Annotated in this window: 17 protein-coding genes; 7 read left to right on the top strand and 10 right to left on the bottom strand. The window is 35.8% G+C overall.

Annotated elements, in window-relative coordinates:
- Positions 1-30: 30 nt before the first annotated feature.
- The 8 genes from KHW44_RS01065 to secA form a co-directional block, all read right to left on the bottom strand.
- The gene (locus KHW44_RS01065) at positions 31-966 is read right to left on the bottom strand and encodes a TIGR01212 family radical SAM protein (protein ID WP_304064848.1); all 936 of its coding nucleotides are present in this window, start codon (positions 964-966) and stop codon (positions 31-33) included.
- Positions 959-1,399: a peroxiredoxin gene (locus KHW44_RS01060; protein ID WP_304064845.1), complete on the bottom strand. Its 441-nt coding sequence runs from the start codon at positions 1,397-1,399 to the stop codon at positions 959-961. Before KHW44_RS01060 ends, KHW44_RS01065 begins: the two co-directional genes overlap by 8 nt.
- Positions 1,392-2,228: a Cof-type HAD-IIB family hydrolase gene (locus KHW44_RS01055; RefSeq protein ID WP_304064843.1), complete on the bottom strand. Its 837-nt coding sequence runs from the start codon at positions 2,226-2,228 to the stop codon at positions 1,392-1,394. Before KHW44_RS01055 ends, KHW44_RS01060 begins: the two co-directional genes overlap by 8 nt.
- Positions 2,218-2,541, bottom strand: a complete 324-nt coding sequence (locus tag KHW44_RS01050) for a DUF1292 domain-containing protein (protein ID WP_304064840.1) — start codon at positions 2,539-2,541, stop codon at positions 2,218-2,220. The genes KHW44_RS01055 and KHW44_RS01050 overlap by 11 nt, the downstream gene beginning before the upstream one ends.
- 14 nt (positions 2,542-2,555) lie before the next feature.
- Positions 2,556-3,947, bottom strand: a complete 1,392-nt coding sequence (pepD, locus tag KHW44_RS01045) for a beta-Ala-His dipeptidase (protein WP_304064837.1) — start codon at positions 3,945-3,947, stop codon at positions 2,556-2,558.
- 64 nt (positions 3,948-4,011) lie between these two features.
- Positions 4,012-5,130: a HipA domain-containing protein gene (locus KHW44_RS01040; protein WP_304064834.1), complete on the bottom strand. Its 1,119-nt coding sequence runs from the start codon at positions 5,128-5,130 to the stop codon at positions 4,012-4,014.
- A 36-nt stretch (positions 5,131-5,166) separates the two neighbouring features.
- Positions 5,167-6,262 (bottom strand): peptide chain release factor 2 gene (prfB, locus tag KHW44_RS01035; RefSeq protein ID WP_369680504.1). Its coding sequence is split into 2 segments (ribosomal slippage): positions 5,167-6,189 and positions 6,191-6,262, totalling 1,095 coding nucleotides; the frame shifts between segments, so codons are not numbered across the junction.
- Between the two features lie 433 nt (positions 6,263-6,695).
- The gene (gene secA, locus KHW44_RS01030) at positions 6,696-9,425 is read right to left on the bottom strand and encodes a preprotein translocase subunit SecA (RefSeq protein ID WP_304064831.1); all 2,730 of its coding nucleotides are present in this window, start codon (positions 9,423-9,425) and stop codon (positions 6,696-6,698) included.
- Between the two features lie 546 nt (positions 9,426-9,971).
- Here secA and KHW44_RS01025 point away from each other — a divergent pair.
- The 7 genes from KHW44_RS01025 (at position 9,972) to KHW44_RS00995 (ending at position 18,879) form a co-directional block, all read left to right on the top strand.
- The gene (locus KHW44_RS01025) at positions 9,972-10,208 is read left to right on the top strand and encodes a DNA-binding transcriptional regulator (protein ID WP_227904545.1); all 237 of its coding nucleotides are present in this window, start codon (positions 9,972-9,974) and stop codon (positions 10,206-10,208) included.
- The gene (locus tag KHW44_RS01020) at positions 10,205-12,025 is read left to right on the top strand and encodes an N-6 DNA methylase (RefSeq protein WP_304064823.1); all 1,821 of its coding nucleotides are present in this window, start codon (positions 10,205-10,207) and stop codon (positions 12,023-12,025) included. The genes KHW44_RS01025 and KHW44_RS01020 overlap by 4 nt, the downstream gene beginning before the upstream one ends.
- Positions 12,022-13,230 carry a restriction endonuclease subunit S gene (locus tag KHW44_RS01015; protein ID WP_304064820.1) on the top strand — a complete coding sequence of 403 codons (1,209 nt, stop codon included), beginning with the start codon at positions 12,022-12,024 and terminating at the stop codon, positions 13,228-13,230. Before KHW44_RS01020 ends, KHW44_RS01015 begins: the two co-directional genes overlap by 4 nt.
- 112 nt (positions 13,231-13,342) lie before the next feature.
- Complete coding sequence (locus tag KHW44_RS01010) at positions 13,343-14,359, top strand: DNA-binding protein (RefSeq protein ID WP_304064817.1); 1,017 nt, start codon at positions 13,343-13,345, stop codon at positions 14,357-14,359.
- Positions 14,360-14,803: a Fic family protein gene (locus KHW44_RS01005; protein WP_304064814.1), complete on the top strand. Its 444-nt coding sequence runs from the start codon at positions 14,360-14,362 to the stop codon at positions 14,801-14,803. It begins immediately after the preceding gene.
- A 13-nt stretch (positions 14,804-14,816) separates the two neighbouring features.
- Positions 14,817-17,960: a type I restriction endonuclease subunit R gene (locus KHW44_RS01000; RefSeq protein ID WP_304064811.1), complete on the top strand. Its 3,144-nt coding sequence runs from the start codon at positions 14,817-14,819 to the stop codon at positions 17,958-17,960.
- Positions 17,929-18,879, top strand: coding sequence for an abortive infection family protein (locus KHW44_RS00995; RefSeq protein WP_304064808.1), 951 nt, complete (start codon positions 17,929-17,931; stop codon positions 18,877-18,879). Before KHW44_RS01000 ends, KHW44_RS00995 begins: the two co-directional genes overlap by 32 nt.
- A gap of 166 nt (positions 18,880-19,045) precedes the next feature.
- On the opposite strand, the gene KHW44_RS00990 is transcribed toward KHW44_RS00995, so the two are convergent.
- The gene (locus KHW44_RS00990) at positions 19,046-19,756 is read right to left on the bottom strand and encodes a transaldolase (RefSeq protein ID WP_304064805.1); all 711 of its coding nucleotides are present in this window, start codon (positions 19,754-19,756) and stop codon (positions 19,046-19,048) included.
- 27 nt (positions 19,757-19,783) lie between these two features.
- A partial coding sequence (locus KHW44_RS00985) for a PTS transporter subunit IIC (RefSeq protein ID WP_304064802.1) occupies positions 19,784-20,435 on the bottom strand: 652 nt, incomplete at its 5' end.

Here is a 20,435-nt window from a genome sequence, read left to right as displayed (position 1 = left end):
CTTAAACCATTTTAAAAAGTTTAATTTACTTTATATTATTATACCCATTCTTTTACTAAAATTATCACCTTGGAAAATATTTTCTCGTTCCATTTTTTCGATTACCATATCTTGTATCTTCCAGTGACTCGTATTCCAGTTGCAAAACACAGAAGTCTCTTCGGGCATTCTTCCGACTAATCGTTGAATCAGGATATCCTTATCCAAATATTTCAAAAATTCACAAACTTCATTTACGTAATCGTCCAGTGATTTGAGTTTCACTTTTCCTTCTTCGTACCACTTTGCAAGTATTGTGTGTTTGGGAATGTATAGAGAATGGATTTTGCATTCGTCAACTTTTAATACCGACAAAAGCTTAGCAGTTTCTCTCACATCGTCCATATCATCCCAAGGAAGTGCCAGTATTACATGCGTACAAATTCTAAATCCGTATTCTTTGATTAGAAGACACGCTTGGATAAAATCAGCAACTGTGTGTTGTCTGTTGATTATCTTCAGTGTTTTGTTGTTCGATGTTTGCAGTCCAAGCTCTATGATGATGTCGACGTTTTTTTCGTCTTGAAGTTGTTTTAGTATTTCCAAGTGTTCACGAGCTATGCAATCCGGTCTTGTGGATATGCTAACTGCAACGACGTTGTCAATCACAGCTTCATTTACGTATTTTCGAAACAAATCAAGTGGCATATACGTGTTGGAATAGTTTTGAAAATACGATATGAATTTGTGGGCGTTGTATTTTTTCTCGATGGTTTGCTTATCCTCTTCTAATTGTTCACGAATGGAAAGGTGTTTTTCTTTGTTTTCAAAGCTTCCACCTTCTTCGTGACAGTAAATGCAACCACCACGCCCAAGCCTTCCGTCTCTGTTCGGGCATGTTAAGTCCAATTTTATCGGAAGTTTGTAGACTTTTTCTCCGTAATGTTCTTTGAGATATTTGCTGTAAATGTTATATCTATCAGTCATGTAGGTTGTCTCTGATGTAATTCAAGACTTCTTGTGGGTTTTCGTCTGGTTTTACTTTTCTGAATTCTTTGACCAAATTCATATCTTTGTCGAATACAAATGTGCTTCGTTCTGTTTTAGTAACTTCTTTGCCGAACATTTTGCCCTTGTAAACGCAACCAAAATTGTTCAAGAATATTCTTTCTGGGTCGGATATCAATTCTTGTTTTAGTCCTTGTTTTTTTCTGAAATTTTCGTGAGTTTTTTCAGTGTCTTTGCTTATTCCGACAACTTCTGTGTTTAGTTTTTGAAATTCGTCGTAAATTTCAGAAAATCCGTCTGCTTCTATCGTACATCCACTTGTGTTATCTTTTGGATAAATGTAGACTACCAAGTTTTTGCCCTTATATTTGTCATAGTATTCTTCGTTCAAAAATTCTTTTAAATTATTCATAATCCCTCAACTCAAATAGTTCTTCTAAAAATTTTGCCAATCCGTCTTCTTCGTTTGTGTATTGTGTTATGATGTCAGCTTGTTGTTTCAAAATATCGTCGGAGTTTTTCATTGCAACTCCAAGCCCACTGTTTACGACCATCTCCAAATCGTTGTGTGCATCGCCAATCGCAACCACCTCATCGTTTTTTATCCCAAAATGTTCAAGCAGCGCAATCGCCCTTTTGTACTTGTCCGTGTTAACGTTTTGCACTTCAAGCATTCTGATGTTTTGTGGGAAATATTTCGTGTGAATGTGATATGTGACATGTGGATTATTCTTGATAGTATCCACGATTTTAAGAATGTGGTTTTTCGCAGATATCATAATCATGCTCACACAATCATTAACCGGTAAATTCCTCTCAGATATCGTCATAATCTCACTCTCATCACCAACGCTATCCACATAATATTTCTTATCATCTTCATCTTGGATCAGAAGTGCGCATTTGTTTTCCACAAAAAAATACGGTCTAATCCCATACTCTTTTGATAGAGTGCTAAGCTCATCCACCACCTTAGATTCCAACTTCAAGTCCTCATCCGTTGCAATACTGGAGCTACTGTGAATAATAGCTCCATTATTGGCAAGGATTATTTTGTCAAAATCTAATTTTTCGGTTAATTGCTTAGCTCTGGATAGACCTCTTCCTGTTGCAATAATAATCTTTATGCCGTTGTCATAAAGTTTTCGTAAAATTTGATTACTGAAATCAGTAATTTTTTTATCATCTGTCAGAAGAGTTCCGTCCAGATCAATCATAACAGCCTTAAAATTATTCTTCATCTTCTCCGTCAAAATCTACGAAAAGAGATTCGAATGTTTCTTTTGCTTTTTCGTATTCAGCATCATCTTCGATAACATCCAAGTTAGCTTCTTCTTCGTTGATTTCTTCGTATTTGTAAATCATAATTTCGTTGTCATCTTCAGATACAAGTGCGATGTAATCACTGTCGTAGCCTTCAACTTCGAATACTCCAAGAATTCCACATTCGATTTCGCCGCCAGCTTCTAATGTTAGTACGATTGTATCTAACTCTTCTTCATCATACATTTCTTCGTTTAATTCTTCGTTTTCTAAATTTCTTTCGTCACTCATTTTTATCCTCCATTTTATAATGATTCTACCAATTTCTTCAAGAATTCGTACACTCTATCTGTGGATTTTAAATCCAAAGTTTCTTTTGGTGTGTGAACTCCCGTCATATCAGGGCCGATGGAAATCATGTCCATGTCCGGATATTTCTTTGAAAATACTGCACATTCAAGTCCTGCGTGAATAACATTCACTTGCATGTCTTTTCCTGTGACTTCCTTGTAAACTTTCAAACATTTGTCTCTTAGTTCGCTATCTTCACGGTATTCCCAAGGTTCGTAGAACCCTTCAGATTTAACTATTCCACTGTTTGATTTTGTTGTATTTGTAATCAATTCTTCAACTTCTTTTATCTTATCCAAAACTGAAGATCTGATTGATACCATAAACACGAATTTATCATCTTCTGTTGTTGCAATTGATTGGTTAAGCGATGTTTCTACCAAATCATCGTTTCCTTTTACCATGTCCAAAACTCCGTTTGGAATTGTCGTTAGGAAATTCAAGATACGTTCAGTAGATTGTGCATCCATTGGAGTCTTTTCATCTACTTGTTCAAACTTAAACTCCATTTTTTCTTCAACTTGTTTGAAACCATCAACGTTGATTTCGTCGTCTTTGATTTCGTCTTCACTTGCAATGATAAGCTCACAATTTCTTGGTATTGCGTTGTGTTTTGTTCCACCATTTAATGAAACGATTCTCAAATTGTGACGTGTCGACAATTCTTTTAGGATTTTAACTGTGGATTCTATGGCATTAAGGTGATTTTTGTTGATATCTTGACCACTGTGACCACCTCTGAAACCATTTATTGCAATTCTGTAGAAATATTTTCCAAAATCTTCGCGTTTGATTGCAAATTTAGAATTCAAAGTGTTTCCACCAGCGCAACCACAAGTCATGATTCCTTCTTCTTCGCTGTCGACGTTGATAAGGTATTTGCCTTTTAGGAAATCTTCACTTACGGCATTCGCACCGATAAGTCCAACTTCTTCGTTTGTCGTAATCATCAATTCCAAATCAGGATGTGACAAGTTTTCATCTTCCAAAATAGCAATTCCCATCGCAACGGCTATTCCGTTGTCGGCTCCAAGTGTTGTCTTGTTGGCAGTTAATTTGCCATCCTTTTCGATGAACTCGATCGGATCTTTTGTAAAATCGTGATCGCTGTCATCTTCTTTTTCGCAGACCATGTCCATGTGACCTTGCAAAATAACTCCTGGATGATCCTTTTTGTCTTCTGTTGCAGGTTTTCTGATTACGATGTTTAATTCATCATCAACATCGTATTCAAGCCCCAATTGTTTCGCTTTATTTACTAAGTATTCGTTAATTCTTTTTTGGTCAAATGAACAACGAGGAACATTCGACAATTCTCTAAAATTTTCTAATACTACATTTTTCATTTAATTACACCTCAAGATTTATATACCCATTATGAAATTAAAAACCACAAATTTTATGCATTAATTATAAAGAATTTGCTACTCTGTCAGCGATGATTGTTTTCCTATCAGGTGCAAATTCTTCGAGATAATCACTTTCTGAAAGTACGTCTACGATTATTTTATGAATTTTATTTGCATCGATATTTTTGTCGATTTTTCCTTTGATTAGTTCAAACTGTTTTTGTCTGTTAGTGTAGAACGGTTTTACATCTGGATTGTAAGATTTTATCGCAGTGTCAAGCGTGTTGTAGAACAAGCTTGTTCCAGAATCATAGATAGGTGCCATGTTTTTGATTTCAAGCGATTCAACATCTCTAATGAACCCAAAATTATTGAAATGTCTGTCCTCGTTGAAAATTATATAATCTAGAAGAAGCATGTCATCGATTTTGGTTTTTGCATCAGATATTCCAAGTTTTTGCAATTCTTCTACCACAAATTCATACATCGATATGTGGTTAGGTTTTTGAGTGTTTTGGACGATCGCATTAACTGAAATGAGTTCAGTGTTTTCGTCAATGAAATTCTCACACACCGAACAATATTTATCTCCAATGTTTTTTATTTCATATTTAATGTGATTGATACCTAGAATTCGTGAAATTTCGTAGGCGATTTTTTCGTTGAAAGCTTCTTGATAATATGGTTTGGATGAGCCTTTGACAAGCATTCTTTTGTCATCATCTATAATCCACGCTTTTTTGAGCCAACCATCTGATGTGTTGTTTGGAGTTTTCAAAGAAAATGAGCTGTCTGATTTGCCAAACATAAACAGTCCCATATCTTGTGAGAAATCATTTTGGAAAAAGTTGATATCTTTCCACTCTACGCTGTCGTTTTTTGATTTTATCCAATATTGATCAGAAAGAGATAGTCCGTAATACGCCAAGCTTAGTTCGTAAAGAGATTTCCCTTGAAGGTTTTCTAGAAGAATGTCCTTGTCCTGTCTGGTGTCTGGAATTCTTCTGCCTTTTAGAAAATGTTCGAAACTATTTTTTTCGATTATATTCTTACTTCTATTGTATTTCACTTGCAACGGCCTGTATTCTGGATTGAATACTTCTATGATTTTTATGATTTTGCCGTGACGCATTTCAAATGAAAATACCGGTGTGTTTTTATTGAAAATAACATATTCCATTCTATCCCTCCTTTTCTATATTGTACTATATGTTGTTTAATTGTGGCTCAAATACGCATTTATGAATTTATCCAAATCACCGTCCAACACGTCTTGCACTTGAGAGCTTTCGCAGTTTGTTCTGTGGTCTTTTACTAATGTGTATGGTTGGAAGACGTAGGATCTGATTTGGGATCCCCACGCGATTTGGTTGTATTTTCCTTGGATGTCTTCGATTTTTTCACGCTTTTCTTCTTCTTTTATCATTATTAATTTCGCGATTAACATATCCATGGCGTATTTTCTATTGGCAATTTGCGATCTTTCTGTTTGACATTGAACTGTGACTCCTGTTGGAATGTGTGTGATTCTAACTGCAGAGTCTGTCATGTTGACGTGTTGTCCACCGGCACCGGATGCTCTGTAGGTGTCCACTTTCAAATCTTTGTCGTCGATTTGGATGTTGTGGCTGTCTTTGATTTCTGGGAACACGTCCACTGATGCAAATGATGTGTGGCGACGTTTTTGTTGGTCAAACGGAGAAATTCTGACAAGTCTATGGACTCCTTTTTCGCTTTTCAAAAATCCATACGCGTTAATTCCTTGTACGATTAACGATACGGATTTGATGCCGCCTTCTGTGTCTTGATTGTAGTCGGTGATTTTGTAGGAATATTTCTTGTCTGCAATCCACCTAGTGTACATTCTCAGTAACATTTCCGCCCAATCTTGTGCCTCAGTCCCACCTGCACCTGCGTGTATGGACAATATCGCATTATTTTTGTCGTATTCTCCCACTAAGAGAGTTTTTATTTTAAATTCGTCGACTTTTTCTTCCAAATTTTTGAGCGTTTTAGAGATTTCTTTTTCGTATTCTTCGGTGTTGTCTTCCTTGCTGATTTCGAGCATCATTTTGACTTCTTCGATTTTTTCTTCGATTTCGTCGTAGTTTTCGACATCGTCTTTTACGGAATTTAATTCTTCGAAGATTCCTTGTGCTTTGTCGCTGTCATCCCAAAAGCCCTGTTTCAATGTTTCTTGTTGCAATTCATCTAATTTTTTTCTTAAATTGTCTAAGTCAAAGAGACTCCTTTATTTCTTTTAGATTTTGAGATAAACTTTCTATTTTTTCGTTAATTAAAAATACGTCCATTTTTATCCTCCAATTGCATATATTTTTTGAACAAAAAAGGAGGATTTCTCCTCCTTTGTGTTTGTGTTTATTTTTGTAATAGTGGTGGTGTTTGAAAAGTTTCATTTGTTGATATAAAACTTTATAGCACGGATATCTACCCTTTCGCGTTCTAAGAAGTATTTATTCTTATGCTAAGTTGTTCAACTGTTAACATCAAACTTTATAGCACGGATATCTGACTACAAAAATTGGCAATTTCATAATTTCGAACACCTAAAATCGCAAGCCTCGCTTACGCTCGGGCGGTCCGATTTTTTAACGGTGTTCTTCAATTTGAAATTAACACAATTTTTTCCGTATGATATCCTAAGCTATAAATGTTTGATGTTTAATATTCACAAACAAACATTTCACCCTGGCTAATTTACTTCGCCTTTTCCACTATTTATTTTTATCTGTTTTTACCACAGCAGTTTTTGTATTTCTTACCACTTCCGCATGGACATGGATCATTTCTACCGATTTTCTTACCTTTAACTACTGGTTTGTTAATTTCTTCTTCTCCACCTGTTGCTGATGTTTCGTGAGCTACTTGTTTTCTTTCGATTTCTTCAACTGGTTGAACGTTGAACATTCCTCTAACTGTGTCTTCTTTTATAGAGTGGTTCATATCTTCAAACATTTCGAAACCTTCGTTGTTGTAAGCTCTTACTGGGTCTTGTTGACCGAACGCTCTTAGACCGATACCTTGACGCAATTGATCCATAGCATCGATGTGATCCATCCATTTTCTATCTACAACCATAAGAAGAATTACACGTTCGATTTCTCTGAATTTTTCTTTGCCGATGGCTTCTTCTTTTTCGCCGTAAACTTCCAATGCTTTTTGTGTTACATAATCTGTGAAAGTTTTCTTGTTGTAGCTGTTAAGTCTTGTAAGATCCAATGTTCCTTCTGGAATAAATGTGTTAAGATATGTCATCAATGCTTCCATTTCCCAATTTTCTGATTTTGAATCTTGGCAATATGTGTCAATTGCATTAGCAATGATGTCCTTAATCATAGCAACGATAGATTCGTGCATGTCTTCACCGTCAAGTACTTTATCTCTTTCAGCATAAATTACTTTACGTTGCGCATTCATAACATCGTCGTATTTCAATACGTTCTTTCTGATACCAAAGTTGTTAGATTCAACTTTTGTTTGCGCTCTTTCGATTGCTTTTGTGATTGTTCTGAATTCCATTGGTTCGTCTTCTGGGAATTTGCCAGATTCAGCGTATTTTTGGATAGTTTCTCCACCGAACAATCTCATTAAGTTGTCTCCCAATGAAACGAAGAATCTTGATTTACCAGGGTCTCCTTGACGGCCAGAACGACCACGCAATTGGTTGTCAATACGACGTGATTCGTGACGTTCAGTACCAATTATATATAATCCTCCGACTTCGATAACTTTTTTCTTATCTTCGTCAGTCATTTTCTTGTATTTTTTGTATAATTCGTTGTATACATTTCTTGCTGCAACTAATTCTTCGTCTGTGCTTGGTAAGAATGAATCCAAACTTTCGATTACGTATTCGCCGTAACCTTGTTTTTTCATATCGTGTTTTGCTAAGAAATCTGGGTTACCACCTAAAAGAATGTCGGTACCACGACCTGCCATGTTTGTTGCGATAGTAACTTTGTCAAACATACCTGCTTGTGCTACGATTTCTGCTTCACGTTCGTGTTGCTTTGCATTCAATACGTCGTGGTTGATTCCGTTTTTCTTCAATAATTTGGACAATTTTTCTGAAACTTCAATTGAAATAGTACCAACTAGAATTGGTTGTCCAGTCTTATGAATTTCTTTTATTTCTTCAACGATTGCATTGAACTTAGCATTTTCATTGATGTAAACTCTGTCTTGTTCGTCAACTCTGGCTACTGGTTTGTTAGTAGGAATTTCAACAACGTCCATCTTGTAGATTTCATTGAATTCCGCTTCTTCAGTCTTGGCAGTACCAGTCATACCACTTAATTTGTTGTACATTCTGAAGTAGTTTTGGAATGTAACTGTCGCCAAAGTTTTAGATTCGCTCTTAACTTCAACACCTTCTTTTGCTTCTATTGCTTGGTGAAGACCATCAGAATATCTTCTACCTTCCATGATACGACCAGTAAATTCATCGACGATAAGGATTTCGTCATCTTTTACTACGTAATCAATGTCTCTTTTCATTGTATTGTTAGCCTTCAAAGCTTGGTTGATGTGGTGAGCTAATTCCATGTTATTAGGGTCAGACAAGTTTTCCACGCCAAAATATTCTTCGGCTTTTTTAGTACCAATTTCTGTAAGACTGGCAGTTTTTCTCTTTTCGTCAACTAAGAAATCAACAGTTTCATCCTTGAATTCACGATCGAAAATATCTGGCTTATCCTCTTCTGGATCCATAATACGTCCAGTCAAACCATTAGCAAAAATATTTGCTCTCATGTACATGTCTGTAGATTCGTCGCCTTGACCAGAAATAATAAGTGGAGTTCTAGCTTCATCTATTAAGATAGAGTCAACTTCGTCCACGATTGCAAAGTTAAGACCTCTTTGAACCTTGTCTTTTTTGTAAATAACCATGTTGTCACGCAAATAGTCGAAACCGTATTGGTTATTAGTACCGTAAGTAATATCACAAGCGTAGTTTTCACGTCTTTCATCATTGTCCAAACCATAAACGATAACGCCTACAGTTAATCCCAAAAATTCGTGAACTTTTCCCATCCATTCCTTATCTCTCTTTGCAAGATAATCATTGACAGTAACCACGTGAACGCCCTTACCACTAAGCGCATTCAAATATGCAGGTAAAGTTGCAACCAAAGTCTTACCTTCACCAGTTTTCATTTCTGCAATTCTACCTTGATGCAAAACAACACCACCGATTAATTGCACACGATATTGTTTCATACCCAAAACTCTGTAGCTGGCTTCTCTAACTACAGCAAATGCTTCTGGTAAAATATCGTCCAAAGTTTCGCCGTTCTTTAATCTTTCCTTGAATTCAACAGTTTTATGCTTTAATTCATCATCTGATAATTGTTGCATAGACTTATCATATGATTCAATTTTTTTAATAATTGGTTCTATCTTCTTTAGCTCTTTTTTATTAGCTGAGCCAAAAATAGATTCAAATACTCCCATATAAATCTCCTTACTTTAATATCTATAAATACTACCTTTTATTTTAACATGTAAACACATCATTTACAACAAAAACATCAACATTTAAAGGAAATCACTTATAAAATTTTCAAAAAAATTACAGAGCCAATAATTTTAGATGAAATTTGCCCCCACTCACCCGGTTTAAGTTAAAATGTATTCCTCAATCATCAGGAAAGTTCTTGGGTTAACAATCGAGCTGAATATCACCATAGAAAATTTAATGTTTCTTGTGAGCGACGCTTCGAACAAGAAAATCTTCATTTCATTTTCCTACACAGAAGTTTTTCGCCGTGAGACTGAGCGAATAAGATCATTAAATTTTCACCAAGATATTCTGCGAGATTGTTGCGCAGTCCAGATATTCCTGCGAGATGTTTGCTTCCAATGCTTTTCGCAAATAAAAAAAGCCCACATTCTAAGGTGACCTATAAAGTTACAGATGGACTGAATGGTAGAAAAATACATAATTTTGTGTTATTATAATGCTATATTTTTGAGATATTTAAGACAAGGAGATGCAACATGGGATTTCCAGAAGAAATTAAAAGAATCAGACAGAGATGTTTTTTAACACAGCAGGACTTTGCCAAAGAAGTACAGGTGGCATTTTCTACTGTTAATAGATGGGAAGGCGGTAAAGCAAAGCCTAACCTTATTGCGATGAAGAATATAAAGGAGTTTTGCCTTAAGAATGATATCGACTACGCAAGTGTTGAAGAGGCATGGCTTGACTTTAAGTCGGAGAGAAAATCGAAATGATTAATATAAGAAAACTTGAAACAGAATTATGGGAATCTGCAGATTTATTACGTGCGGGTTCAAAATTGACATCAAATCAATATTGTATGCCTGTGCTTGGACTTATTTTCCTACGTTACGCATATAGCAGATACAAGATGGTTGAAGCAGAGATCTTAAAAGGACGCCCATCTCGTGGTGGTCGAGTTATACCTGTTGAAGCAAGTGACTTTGTAGCTAAAAGTGCATTATATCTTCCAAAGGAAGCACAGTATGATTACTTATTAAATCTTCCTGAAGACATATCATCTGCCGGACTTGTTAATAAAGATGGTCACAACATGAATAGTTTAGGTGAAGTGGTCAATAATGCCATGCAGCTCATCGAAGATCAGAGTGAACAGTTAGTCGGTATACTGCCTAAAACTTATACAGATTTTTCTGATGAGATTTTATCAGAACTTCTTCGTATATTTAATAATTCCGCTCTTGATGAAGTCGGTGGAGATATTATCGGAATAATCTATGAGTATTTCTTAAATAAATTTGCAAAGAACATCGCATCAGATGATGGCGTTTTCTTTACGCCTAAGTCTCTCGTAAAGATGATTGTTAATATTATTGAACCTACAAGTGGTGTATTACTCGACCCGGCTTGTGGCTCTGGTGGTATGTTCATTCAATCAGGTGATTTTGTAAATGCAGCTGGAATGAACGCCAATAGCACTATGACTTTCTATGGTCAGGAAAAGGTTGAATATAATGCTCAGCTTTGCCTTATGAACATGGCAGTTCATGGTCTTACTGGTGTTATCAAATCCGGTGATGAAGCAAATAGCTTTTATCATGATGCCCACAATCTTGATGGTTGTTGCGATTATGTAATGGCAAACCCTCCTTTCAATGTTGATAAGGTAAAAGCTGAATCATGTGAAAGCGCAAAACGTCTGCCTTTCGGTATGCCAAGTATAAATAAGAATAAAGAAGTTGGTAATGGTAACTACTTATGGATTTCATATTTCTACAGTTACCTTAACGAAACAGGACGTGCTGGCTTTGTAATGGCTTCTTCTTCCACAGATAGCCAAGGCAAGGATAAAGATATTAGAGAAAGCCTTGTTAAAACAGGTCACGTAGATGCGATGATTAGTGTCGGTAATAACTTCTTCTACACCAAGTCATTGCCTTGTTCTCTTTGGTTCTTTGATAAGGGAAAGTCAGATGCTATCAAGGATAAGGTTCTTTTCATTGATGCAAGAAATTACTATACAGTCGTAGACCGTACTCTTAACGAATGGTCTGATTGGCAACTTAAAAACATGAATGCCCTTGTATGGCTTTATCGTGGAGAGTTTGATAAATATACTGCCCTTCTTAACGAATATCACTCTGCTCTAGGCAGTGACAAAGCTTTCGCAGACCAAATACATGACCTATCAGAAAAAGCAAAAGCCCTTCGCTCAGAGGCAAAAAAAGTAGTTAAAGCTGCAGAAAAACGCCAAAAGAAAAAAACCCAAGAAGCCTATGATACAAAGCTTGCAGAACTTAATGAAATTCTCTCAATAGCCAAGGAAGCCAATTGGCTTTACGAAAAGTTCGGAGAAGGCGTCTATGCCGATGTCCCTGGCCTTTGTAAGCTAGCTTCCATTTCTGAAATAGAGGAAAAGGGCTGGTCGCTAACTCCAGGAGCCTATGTAGGTGTGGAACCTATTGAAGATGATGGAGTGGACTTTGAAGAGCGTATGGTAGAAATCCATCGTGAGTTGTTGTCATTACAGGCTGAATCAAACGACTTGATGGACACCATCTCACAAAATATGAAGGATATGGGATTATGATAGAAGTCAAATTAAAAGATATAGCTATTAACATCACGGATGGAAAACACGGTGACTGCGCAAACGAGGAACATTCGGGGTTTTATTTTGTTAGTTGCAAAGATGTACATGATGGTGCTATTCATTACGATAATGCAAGGCAGATAACCGAAAAAGATTTTATTGATACACATAAAAGAACTATGTTAGAGCCCAATGATATTTTAATCACTAATAGCGGTACTATAGGTCGAATGGCTCTGGTTAAAGATATCCCTCAAACTTACAAAACTACTTTTCAAAAAAGTGTTGCTATTATAAAACCAAACCAAGAAATAGTTAGACCTAGCTATCTTTACTATTCTTTGATTAATTGTGTTTCTCAGTTTATAAATAAATCAAATGGCTCTGCACAAAAGAATCTTCTGTTGGGGACGATGAGAGAATTCAAAATTAAAATTGAGGATAATTTTGACAAACAGGATAAAATAGATTATATTTTGTCCTCGTATGATGACCTTATTGAAAACAATAAAAATCAAATCCATCTTCTTGAAGAAGCTGCACAAAGACTTTATAAGGAATGGTTTGTTGATTTGCGTTTTCCTGGATATGAAGATGTGGAGCTTGTTAATGGTGTGCCTAAAGGATGGACATATAAACGAGTTGAAGAATTTGGTGAGGTTATAACAGGAAAAACACCTTCTACATCGAAAACAGAATATTATGGCGGAAACATTCCATTTATTACAATTCCAGATATGCATGGAAAGGTGTTCCCTTTAATAACAGAAAAGACTTTAACTAAAGTTGGTGCAGATACTCAAAAGAATAAGTATTTACCTGCAAATACTGTTATAGTTTCATGCATTGCAACGGTAGGTTTAGTGAATATAGCGATTGAGCCCTGCCAAACCAATCAGCAGATTAATTCTGTCATTTTACATGATGATAACAATCTTTATTTCTTTTATGAGTCAATGAAAAGAATTAAAGCATTACTTGATGGCGTAGGTAGCAATGGTGCAACTATGACAAATGTAAATAAAACCAAGTTCAGCAGTATCAAGGTTCTATATCCTACAGAAGATTTGGTGATAAGATATAATGAATTTTGCAAACATATTTTTGATAAGATATTGATGCTATCAAAAGGAATACTTTTATATAAACAAGCCCGTGACCGTTTATTACCTAAACTGATGAGCGGAGAAATTGAGCTGTAAGAACCATAAAAGGCCGAGATGTTTTCAGTTAGTTAAGTAAATCTGACTATCAAAATGGTTCAGCGTGTATTTTATTAGAGAAGATTTAAGAATTGAAGGAGTGAATTGATTTATGGCGAAGGATTTAACCAATTCGAGATTGGATAGACAAAATATTCTGAATAACGAAATAGCTGTTGCTGAAATTCAAGAAAAATCTGGCATAGATGGTATAGTGTGGGACGGAAAGGCTTATGTTACTCGTGATATGACAGCTTCTTATTTTGATGTTGATATTCGCACCATAAGCAGATATTTGGAACAAAATTCCGAAGAGCTGGAGCAAAACGGATATTCTGTTTTGAAAGGTAGTAAGTTAAAATCATTCAGAACTGCAGCAAAAGAAAATGGTAAGGACATTTATGTCCCTACCAAAACAACTGTGCTTGGTGTCTTTGACTTTAGAGCATTTTTAAATATGGCAATGCTTTTGTCTGAAAGTGAAAAAGCACGTGCTTTGCGTCAGTTAATGCTGGATATTGTAATTGATCTTATTAACAAAAAGACGGGCGGTGGTACAAAATATATCAATCAAAGAGACCAAAATTATCTCGGCTCTTCATTACAGGAAGAAAACTACCGTAGGAAATTTACAGATGTATTGAGGGATTGCGTGGTTGATAATAGATATAAGTATGCACATTTCACAGATATGATATATGTGAGTATTTTTAAGGAAAAAGCTAAAGAATATAAGAAAATCCTTGATTTAAAGGCTAATGATAAAGTCAGAGATACTTTTTACAGTGAAATTCTTGATATTATAGCAGCTTATGAGAATGGCTTGGCAGCTGAAATTAAATCAGAGTATGAAAGAGTCGGTCACGAATTATCTTTTAAAGAAGTAGAAGGTTTATTTGAAAAATTCGAGAATATGGCACTCTGGAAACCACTTATTCAACGCGGAAGAGTGAAAATGGCTAATCGTGACATGGCATTAAGAGACGCGTTCCACTATCAACTGTCAGAATATATTCAACCACTTGATCAGGATGAATATCAGAAGTTTTTAGGAGTTGCCGGAGATGAGCTGGAGAGATTGATGCTAGAAAATAAAGAGGTGCTAAAACGTCTTAAGGAGCGTGATTAAATGAATGATGGAATTATTTATTTAACGCTTGACCAGGCGAAAATTATACACAACAAAACAATACAATACAGCGGAGGTGGGACTTATGAGGCGTTAGATGTCGGAAAATTAGATAGCGTTCTGCAACATATTCAAAACGATGATTACTACCCAAGTTTTGTTGACAAGCTAACACATTTATTTTTTTGTACCTGTCAGTTTCATTGCTTCGCTGATGGTAATAAGCGTTTGGCAATTACTTTGTCAGTGCAATTTCTTTTACTTAATGGGTATATGGGAATTGCTAAAAATTTCATGGTCATCACCGAGAATATCAGCTATCATGTGGCGGCAGAAAAAATTGACAAAGAGTTATTGCATAAAATTATGACTGCAATAATGGATGGTACATATGACCGTGACGAAGTACTGAAACTAGAAATTCTAAATACAATTGAAGGTTAGGAGGTGCCAAATAATGAGCTATGATTATTCAGAGAATATCCTTGTTCAGGAAAGTGCAGGTAATTTTCTGCGTGACGAATTAGGATGGGATGTTAAGTTTGCCTATAATACAGAAGTCCTAGGTAAAAATGGGTCTTTTGGTCGTGAAAGCTATAAGGATATTTTGCTTACTCGCTATTTCTACGAGGCTCTTAGAAAATTCAATCCGTGGATAAATGAAAATCAGATAATTGAGGCCCAGCAAGTTTTAGAAAATATATTGTCTACTTCTTCCCTCCTACAGGTGAATGAAGAAAAATATTTTTTAATTCGTGATGGTATTCCGGTTACTGTCAAAAAGCCAAATGGACAGACTAAAACAAAAAAGGCTATAGTGATTGATTTTAAGAATCCTGATAGTAACTATTTTCTTGCAATTAAGGAACTTAAGATTCATGGGGATTTATATCGCAGAAGAACTGACATAGTAGGATTTATAAATGGTATTCCCCTTCTTTTTGTAGAACTTAAGAAGAATACTGTGGATGTTCAAAATGCCTATGAAGATAATTACACCGATTATCTGGATACCATTCCTCACCTGTTCTATTACAATGCATTCCTTATGCTTTCTAACGGAACAGAAGCTAAAGTTGGCACGCTTGGTAGTAAGTTTGAATTCTTTCAAGAATGGAAGCGACTTGCCGAAGAGGATCAAGGAAGTGTTGCTCTTGAAACAATGCTCCGTGGTATCTGCAAGAAAGAGAATTTCCTTGATTTATTTGAGAACTTTATCTTATTTGACCACTCTGATGGTCACACTGCAAAGATACTCGCTCGTAACCACCAGTATCTTGGTGTAAACGAAGCTATGAAAGCTTATTCTGCTAGGAAGCTTAATGATGGTAAGCTAGGTGTGTTCTGGCATACACAGGGCTCTGGCAAAAGTTACTCAATGGTATTCTTTGCAAAAAAGGTTCGCAGAAAGATGGAAGGTACACCAACCTTTGTTATTCTTACAGACCGTGACGAACTTAACACACAGATAAGTGATACTTTCGAGAACTGTGGTCTTCTTGGTAAAGATATAAAGGCTTCTCAATTTATTGCTACAAGTGGTGATGACCTCTTAAAAAAACTGCAAGGAAATCCAAGCTTTATATTTACTCTTATTCAGAAGTTTAATAAGCCAAATGAAAAGCCTATCTATCCTGATCACGATATTATTATTATGTCGGACGAAGCACATCGTAGCCAGTATGGTATTTTCGCTGATAATATGATGAAGTTATTGCCTACTGCTGCACGTATTGGATTTACAGGTACACCATTACTTTCAAGTGATAATATCACTGCTCGTACTTTTGGTGGCTATGTATCGGTCTATGACTTCAAGAGAGCCGTTGAAGATGGTGCTACTGTACCACTTTACTATGAGAACCGTGGAGAAAAGATTGTTGATTTACACAATCCTGAAATCACGAACCAAATTCTTGACGCTATCGAGAATGCTGACCTCGATGTTGACCAACAGGATAAGCTTGAAGCCGAATTTGCCAAAGAGATACACCTACTCACAGCCGAGCCTAGATTAAAATCTATTGCACAAGATTTTGTGCGTCACTACTCTGATTTATGGGCAAGCGGAAAGGCTATGTTTGTGTGCTTAAACAAGGTTACTTGCGTCCGTATGTATAATTATGTTCAGGAATATTGGAAAGCAGAAATAAAAACCCTAAAGCTAAGCTTGAAATATGCTAGTCAACAAGAGAGTATTGAACTTGAAAGAAAAATCAAATGGATGCAAGAGACTGAAATGGCTGTTGTAATCAGTCAGGAACAAAACGAAATCCAAACATTTAAAAAATGGGGTTTAGATATAAAGACTCACCGTAGCAAGATGGAAAAGCGTGACTTAGATAAAGAATTTAAAGATTCAAAAAATCCCCTTCGTATTGTATTTGTTTGTGCAATGTGGCTTACAGGCTTTGATGTTAAATGCCTTTCATGCTTATATCTCGATAAGCCATTAAAGTCTCATACTCTTATGCAGGCCATAGCCCGTGCCAACCGTGTAAGCGAAGGCAAGAGCAATGGTTTGATTATAGATTATATTGGAATTGTAAAAGCTTTAAGAAAGGCTCTTGCAGACTATACTGCTAATGTGAGCGGAAATGAAGGCTCAGACCCTACGATAGATAAGGACGAACTTATTGTTCGTATTATTGAAACTATAGGTAAAGCAGATGAATTTTTGAATGAGAATAATTTTGATTTGGAAATGCTTATCAATGCTTATGATTTCATGAAGTTATCATACCTCCAGGAAGCAGCTAACGCAGTATGCGGCTCAATTGAGGATAAAAAAACATTTACAACATATGCATCTGAATTGAATCGTCTAATGAAATATACTGACAGAGATGATATCACTGGTCACGCTCGTAAGAAGTATGAAGCTATTTCCGCCATATATGCTGAACTTCAGAAAAAGCGTAAGCACATCAATACCACTGATCTAATGATTGAAATTAATGAAATTATAAGTGAGTACGTTGAGATTGAACATCCACCTACTATGGTGCGTGAACAACCACGCAGATTTGACATCAGTTCAATTGATTTCGATCTTCTTCGAAAAGAATTTTCAAAGGTTAAGAAAAAGAACCTTGTTTTAAATGATTTAGAAGAAGTTATTCAGCATAAGCTTGATAGTATGCTTTTTGCTAACCCTGATCGAATTAACTACTACGAACGCTATCAGCAAATTATTGATGATTACAATAGTGAAAAGGACAGAGCCACAATTGAGAATACTTTCATGGAATTGATGGATTTGGCTAATCAAATGAGCCAAGAAGAACAACGCTATGTCCGTGAAGGCTTTACAAGTGATGAAGAACTTTCTCTTTATGATATGTTGTTCCGTGATGATTTGAGCAAAACAGACATCAAGAAACTTAAAGAAGTTGCAGCATCACTACTACAGAAAATAAAAATGAAAATTGCTGAATTTGACCATTGGACAGATAAGCAAGAAACAAAAGCAGCTATTGATAATATTATCCGTGATACCCTTTGGGCAGAATTGCCTGAGTGCTACGATGAGGTTAGCATCTCTATGTATCGTCAGCAGATATATGAGTATGTATATACTCGATACAGAACAATTGCTTAATAAGGACGGTGAGAAATTAATGAATAACCTTTTTTCTTTATTAAGAAACAAAGAAATTATCGCTATTCTTGATGGTGACACTAAATATGGTGATTATGAATTCGATGATTGTACAACTATAAAAATATCAATGCCCTATCTATCCGGATCAGATTTGTGTGCTCTGTCCACTTTATTCGGTCTTCCTGCAACATATTCTTGGAATGGTGGAGCATTAAGTAGATGGCAATACCTAGATAATTTACTTGAATATTGTATTGAGAATAATAAGTGTTCTAGTCTATTAGCTCATATGTTTTCATTAAACCAATTCTCAAAAATGTTGAATGGGCATAGTGCGAATGAGATAAATGATGCACATAAAACAATAGTATCCACAGTTATTGAGAAAATAAATGGTTTACTGTTATTTGGTGAAAATGAACTCGTTATCGTCGGAAATAACTATGTGATCCATCCAATAGGCAATAAAGTCGAAATAGTTGTTCCGGCAATAAAAACTATAGATAGAGAATATATCAAAAGTATCTCTTTACGAGCTATGAGGGATATCGAACAAAATGATTTCGATAGTGCAATAACAAAATCAAGAACCTTATTAGAAGAGACATTTTATTATGTAATAGAAAAGAAAAATGAGAAGCCTTCTGATAGCGGTGACATTGGAAAACTGTATAAGCAAGTTAGAACTCTCTATAACATGCATACGGATGCTAACACCGATAGAAGGATTAATACCCTACTTTCTGGATTAAATAACATAGTATCTTCAATAGCAGAAATGAGAAATAAGGATAGTGATGCTCATGGGGTTGGTGCAAATAGGATTTCTATTAAAGAGCATCACGCTAGACTTTTTGTTAACACGTCCATAGCTATGGCTGACTTCATATTGTCTGTAGAAAAAGAAAGCAAATAATCTCACATACAATTTTGGTACTTGAGAATAACAAAACGACCACACAGGAGCTTTCATACTCTTGTATGGTCGTTATTTCTTTTTCTCATTCCTTGAAGACGTCACTCAAAAACTGTTTTTTCTTACAATCCCTAAATGAAGGCTCCTTTTGATAGCCCTTGTTTTATTAAAGGATTGAAAATCCTAATTCTTTTGAGTCTTTGCAGAATGTTTTCACTGTATCTAGTGAGTATTCGTTCAAATCTTTTCCCATCAATGAAAGTTTCTTGATGATTGCAGGAGTACATGTGATGATGTCTACTCCCAATTCATTTGCTTGGTAAATGTTGAACACTTCTCTTGGAGATGCCCACAACAATTCGCAACCTTTTTTAGTTTTGCAAATTTCCAAAGCTTCTTTCATGATTGGCATTGGATCAACCCCTGTGTCTGCAATTCTTCCAGCAAATACTGAAACAATGCTTGGAACATTTTCAGTCAAGTTGTCTACAACTTCTCTTACTTGATCCACTGTGAAGATTGCTGTAACGTTGAGTTTGATTCCTTTTGAACTAAGTTTTTTCAATAATGGAGCAGTTGATGTTCCATCGCTTGTAGTTACTGGAATTTTGACGTAAACATTGTCGCCTAGTGATGCGATTTTTTCTGCTTCTTTTTCCATAGTTTCCAAATCATCTGCGAATACTTCAAATGATACTGGATATTCTGTAATCTCAGCTAGAACTTTCTTGGCAAATTCAACGTAATCAGTGATTCCAGCTTTTTTCATCAATGATGGATTAGTTGTGAATCCTGTTACTTTTTTTGATGCCAATGATTCTAGCATGTCTTCTAATACTGCACCGTCTGAGTAAATTTTTGTATTAATTTTATTCATTTATACCTCTTTCTCGTCTAGTTCAAATTATTCTTCGTTGTTGATTGCTGTGTTTTTCTTAGTGATAATTGAAGGAGCGATTAAAACTACTGCCAAAATAGCGATAATAATATAAACTCCAACATTTCCCATAGCGTTACCTATTTTTCCTAATAAAATCCCCAAAACTCCGAAGTCAAAATCTCCGAATGTTGTATTATTGAATCCTAATTGTCCTAAAACTGGAAGTAAGAATGCTGGAAGGAACGCTAAGAATAATCCGTTGATGAATGAACCTATCATCGCTCCTCTTCTACCACCAGTTGCATTACCGTAAATACCAGCAGTTGCACCACAGAAGAAGTGAGGAACAAGTCCTGGAATAATTAATACTCCACCGATAGCTCCCAAAATAAACATACCGATTAATCCGCCTACAAAACTACATGCAAATCCCAAAATAACTGCTGTTGGTGCGTATGGGAAGAATACTGCACAGTCAACTGCAGGAACAGAGTTTGGAATTAATTTTGTAGCAATACCTTCGAATGCAGGAATTAAATCTGCCAAAATCATTCTAACACCGGCATATACGATTGCTACACCAACTGCGAAGTTTAATGCAGAGATGATTGCAAACAAATATGGGTTTTGTCCGTTAGACATTTTGCCAACGAAATCTGGACCAGCTTTGATGCTT

This window comes from Finegoldia magna, from assembly GCF_018371055.1.
GTDB lineage: Bacteria > Bacillota > Clostridia > Tissierellales > Peptoniphilaceae > Finegoldia > Finegoldia magna_I.
The sequence above is the reverse complement of the archived record's forward strand: the minus strand, read 5'-3'. Positions and strand labels throughout refer to the sequence as shown.

What these genes read in the sequence shown, in the direction of transcription:
- KHW44_RS01050 (WP_304064840.1), bottom strand. Translation starts at nt 2,541, where the DNA reads ATGAGTGACGAAAGAAATTTAGAAAACGAAGAATTAAACGAAGAAATG.
- KHW44_RS01055 (WP_304064843.1), bottom strand. Translation starts at nt 2,228, where the DNA reads ATGAAGAATAATTTTAAGGCTGTTATGATTGATCTGGACGGAACTCTT.
- KHW44_RS00990 (WP_304064805.1), bottom strand. Translation starts at nt 19,756, where the DNA reads ATGAATAAAATTAATACAAAAATTTACTCAGACGGTGCAGTATTAGAA.
- KHW44_RS01010 (WP_304064817.1), top strand. Translation starts at nt 13,343, where the DNA reads ATGGCGAAGGATTTAACCAATTCGAGATTGGATAGACAAAATATTCTG.
- KHW44_RS01005 (WP_304064814.1), top strand. Translation starts at nt 14,360, where the DNA reads ATGAATGATGGAATTATTTATTTAACGCTTGACCAGGCGAAAATTATA.
- KHW44_RS01060 (WP_304064845.1), bottom strand. Translation starts at nt 1,399, where the DNA reads ATGAATAATTTAAAAGAATTTTTGAACGAAGAATACTATGACAAATAT.
- secA (WP_304064831.1), bottom strand. Translation starts at nt 9,425, where the DNA reads ATGGGAGTATTTGAATCTATTTTTGGCTCAGCTAATAAAAAAGAGCTA.
- KHW44_RS01040 (WP_304064834.1), bottom strand. Translation starts at nt 5,130, where the DNA reads ATGGAATATGTTATTTTCAATAAAAACACACCGGTATTTTCATTTGAA.
- KHW44_RS01020 (WP_304064823.1), top strand. Translation starts at nt 10,205, where the DNA reads ATGATTAATATAAGAAAACTTGAAACAGAATTATGGGAATCTGCAGAT.
- pepD (WP_304064837.1), bottom strand. Translation starts at nt 3,947, where the DNA reads ATGAAAAATGTAGTATTAGAAAATTTTAGAGAATTGTCGAATGTTCCT.
- KHW44_RS01015 (WP_304064820.1), top strand. Translation starts at nt 12,022, where the DNA reads ATGATAGAAGTCAAATTAAAAGATATAGCTATTAACATCACGGATGGA.
- KHW44_RS01025 (WP_227904545.1), top strand. Translation starts at nt 9,972, where the DNA reads ATGGGATTTCCAGAAGAAATTAAAAGAATCAGACAGAGATGTTTTTTA.
- KHW44_RS01065 (WP_304064848.1), bottom strand. Translation starts at nt 966, where the DNA reads ATGACTGATAGATATAACATTTACAGCAAATATCTCAAAGAACATTAC.
- KHW44_RS01000 (WP_304064811.1), top strand. Translation starts at nt 14,817, where the DNA reads ATGAGCTATGATTATTCAGAGAATATCCTTGTTCAGGAAAGTGCAGGT.
- KHW44_RS00995 (WP_304064808.1), top strand. Translation starts at nt 17,929, where the DNA reads ATGTATATACTCGATACAGAACAATTGCTTAATAAGGACGGTGAGAAA.